General features: G+C 72.0%; 3 protein-coding genes. 2 read left to right on the top strand and 1 reads right to left on the bottom strand.

What is annotated here, in order from left to right; translation table 11 throughout:
• Positions 1–35 precede the first annotated feature (35 nt).
• The gene (locus AC2VNT_RS10710; RefSeq protein WP_486946833.1) at positions 36–863 is read left to right on the top strand and encodes an enoyl-CoA hydratase; all 828 of its coding nucleotides are present in this window, start codon (positions 36–38) and stop codon (positions 861–863) included.
• 28 nt (positions 864–891) lie between these two features.
• On the top strand, positions 892–2,535 hold the full coding sequence (locus tag AC2VNT_RS10705) for an ABC-F family ATP-binding cassette domain-containing protein (protein ID WP_486946832.1): 1,644 nt from the start codon (positions 892–894) through the stop codon (positions 2,533–2,535).
• Between the two features lie 46 nt (positions 2,536–2,581).
• Here the strand turns inward: AC2VNT_RS10705 and AC2VNT_RS10700 are convergent, their stop codons facing one another.
• Positions 2,582–3,145, bottom strand: coding sequence for a TetR/AcrR family transcriptional regulator (locus tag AC2VNT_RS10700; RefSeq protein ID WP_486946831.1), 564 nt, complete (start codon positions 3,143–3,145; stop codon positions 2,582–2,584).
• Positions 3,146–3,189 lie beyond the last annotated feature (44 nt).

Below are 3,189 nucleotides of genomic sequence, written 5' to 3'. Positions count from 1 at the left end.
AACCCGAGCAACTCTGAGCCGGTGCGGGCGATAGCCTGCACACCGTGACCGGAACCGACTTCGTCCTGATCGACCAGCCGCGACCGAAGGTCGCGTTGGTCACCCTCAACCGCCCCGAGCGGATGAACTCGATGGCGTTCGACGTCATGGTGCCGCTCAAAGAGGCGTTGCACGCGGTCAGCCACGACAACTCGGTGCGCGCGGTGGTGCTCACCGGCGCGGGCACCGGCTTCTCGTCCGGCGCCGACCACAAGTCGGCCGGGCCGGTGCCGCACGTCGACGGGCTGACCCGGCCGAGCTACGGGCTGCGGTCGATGGAGCTGCTCGACGACGTGATCCGCACCCTGCGCGGGATGCACCAGCCGGTGATCGCCGCGGTGAACGGCGCCGCGATCGGCGGTGGGCTCTGCCTGGCGCTGGCCGCCGACATCCGGCTGGCCGCCTCGCGGGCCTACTTCCGAGCGGCCGGCATCAACAACGGGCTCACCGCCAGCGAGCTGGGGCTGAGCTACCTGCTGCCGCGGGCGATCGGCGCGTCCCGGGCGTTCGAGATCATGCTCACCGGCCGCGACGTCGACGCCGCGGAGGCCGAACGGATCGGCCTGGTCTCCCGGGTGGTCGAGCCCGCCGAGCTGCTGCCGGCCTGCTACGACCTGGCCGAGCGGATCGCCGCCTTCTCCCGCCCCGGGGTCGAGCTGACCAAGCGGACGCTCTGGAGCGGGCTGGACGCCGGTAGTCTGGAGGCGCACATGCAGGCCGAGGGGCTCGGACAGCTCTACGTGCGGCTGCTCACCGGCAACTTCGAAGAAGCCGTGGCGGCACGCGCGGAGAAGCGCCCGCCGGTCTTCACCGACGACAAGTGACCAGCGACCTGCTCAGGAGTACCCGCCCGTGATCACCGCAACGGACCTGGAGGTCCGCGCCGGGGCGCGCACCCTGCTGGACGCCACCGGTTCGGCACTGCGGATCCAGCCCGGCGACCGGATCGGCCTGGTCGGCCGCAACGGCGCCGGCAAGACCACCACGCTGCGCATCCTGGCTGGTGAGGGGGAGCCGTATGCCGGGCGGATCGCCCGCACCGGTGAGGTCGGTTATCTGCCGCAGGACCCCAAGGAGGGCGACCTGGATGTGCTGGCCCGCGACCGGGTGCTCTCGGCCCGCGGGCTGGACACGCTGCTGGCCGAGCTGGAGAAGCAGCAGACGTTGATGGCCGAGGTGGCCGACGACGCCGCGCGGGACCGGGCGATCCGGCGCTACGGCGAGCTGGAGGAGCGGTTCGCCGCGCTCGGCGGTTACGCGGCGGAGAGCGAGGCCAGCAGAATCTGCACCAGCCTGGGCCTGCCGGAGCGGGTGCTCGCTCAGCGGCTGCGGACCCTCTCCGGTGGGCAACGCCGCCGGGTGGAGCTGGCCCGCATCCTGTTCGCGGCCGCCGAATCCGACGGCGCCGGCGGGGGTTCCGGGTCGGGCACCACGCTGCTGCTCGACGAGCCGACCAACCACCTGGACGCCGACTCGATCGGTTGGCTGCGCGACTTCCTCAAAGGCCACACCGGCGGGCTGGTGCTGATCAGCCACAACGTCGAGCTGCTGGCCGACGTGGTGAACCGGGTGTGGTTCCTGGACGCGGTGCGTGGTGAGGCCGACGTCTACAACATGGGTTGGCAGCGTTACCTGGACGCTCGTGCCACCGACGAGCAGCGCCGCCGCCGGGAGCGCGCCAACGCCGAACGCAAAGCCTCCGCGCTGCGCAGCCAGGCCGCCAAACTCGGTGCGAAAGCCACCAAAGCCGTTGCCGCGCAGAACATGCTGCGCCGGGCCGACCGGATGATGGCCGCTCTGGATGAGGAACGGGTGGCCGACAAGGTGGCTCGGATCAAGTTCCCCACCCCGGCGGCCTGCGGGCGCACCCCGCTGACGGCGACCGGGCTGACCAAGACCTACGGCTCGCTGGAGGTGTTTACCGGCCTGGATTTGGCTGTCGACCGCGGCTCGCGGGTGGTGGTGCTGGGGCTGAACGGGGCCGGCAAGACGACACTGCTGCGCATCCTGGCCGGGGTGGAGGCCCCGGACGCCGGGGCGATCGAGCCCGGCCACGGCTGCAAGGTCGGCTACTTCGCCCAGGAACACGACACCCTCGACGACGCGGCGACGGTGTGGCAGAACACGATCCACGCCGCCCCGGACACCGGCGAGCAGGACCTGCGCGGGCTGCTGGGGGCGTTCATGTTCACCGGTGCCCAGCTGGATCAGCCGGCCGGCACCCTCTCCGGTGGGGAGAAGACCCGGCTGGCGCTGGCCGGCCTGGTGGCCTCGGCCGCCAATGTGCTGCTGCTCGACGAGCCGACCAACAACCTGGATCCGGCCTCCCGGGAGCAGGTGCTCGACGCGCTGCGCAGCTACACCGGCGCGGTGGTTCTGGTCACCCACGACCAGGGCGCGGCCCAGGCGCTCGACCCGCAGCGGGTGCTGCTGCTGCCGGACGGCACCGAGGATTTCTGGTCGACCGACTACCGGGACCTGATCGAGCTGGCCTGAGTGGCGGTTGGCGGCTCCACCGTGCGGCCAGCGCGTCGCGGTGCCACTAACGCTGGCGCACCGATTCCTCCACCAGATCCAGCACCGCGGCCAGCCGCTGCGGGTCTTCGCCGGAGGCCAGCCGGGCCACCAGCCCGTCGAGCACCAGATCCAGGTAGCAGTGCAGCACGTCGGCGGGGACGTCGTCGCGCAACCGGCCGGCCCGCTTCTGGCGTTGCAGCCGCTCGGTCGCCGCGGCCGCCAGCTCGCCGGACGGCTCGGTCCAGCCGCGGCGAAACTCGATGTCGTGGCGCAACTTGCGGGCGATCTCCAGCCGGGTGGCCAGCCAGTCGTACCGCTCCGGGGCGGCCAGCAGGGCCCGCATCACCCCGATCATGCCCTCCCGGGCGGCCAGCTGCGCCATCTGTTCGGCGTCCTCGCGGGCCAGCGCGAAGAAGAGCGTGTCCTTGTCCCGGAAGTGGTGGAAGATCGCCCCGCGGGACAGGCCGATCTCGCGTTCCAACCGGCGCACGGTGGCCTGCTCGTAGCCGTGCGTGGCGAAGCAGCGGCGGGCGCCGTCGAGGATCTGGCGGCGCCGCGCCGCCAGGTGGCCCTCGCTGACCTTCGGCATGGGCGGACCGGGACTCCGGGCGCTACTTGGCCCTGAGCATGTTG

The organism is Mycobacterium sp. TH-M15 (genome assembly GCF_057473705.1).
Note: the sequence above shows the minus strand (reverse complement) of the source record. Positions and strands in the feature narration are given on the sequence as shown.

Excerpts from the sequence above, each read along its gene's own strand:
- AC2VNT_RS10700 (WP_486946831.1), bottom strand. The coding sequence starts at position 3,145 with ATGCCGAAGGTCAGCGAGGGCCACCTGGCGGCGCGGCGCCGCCAGATC.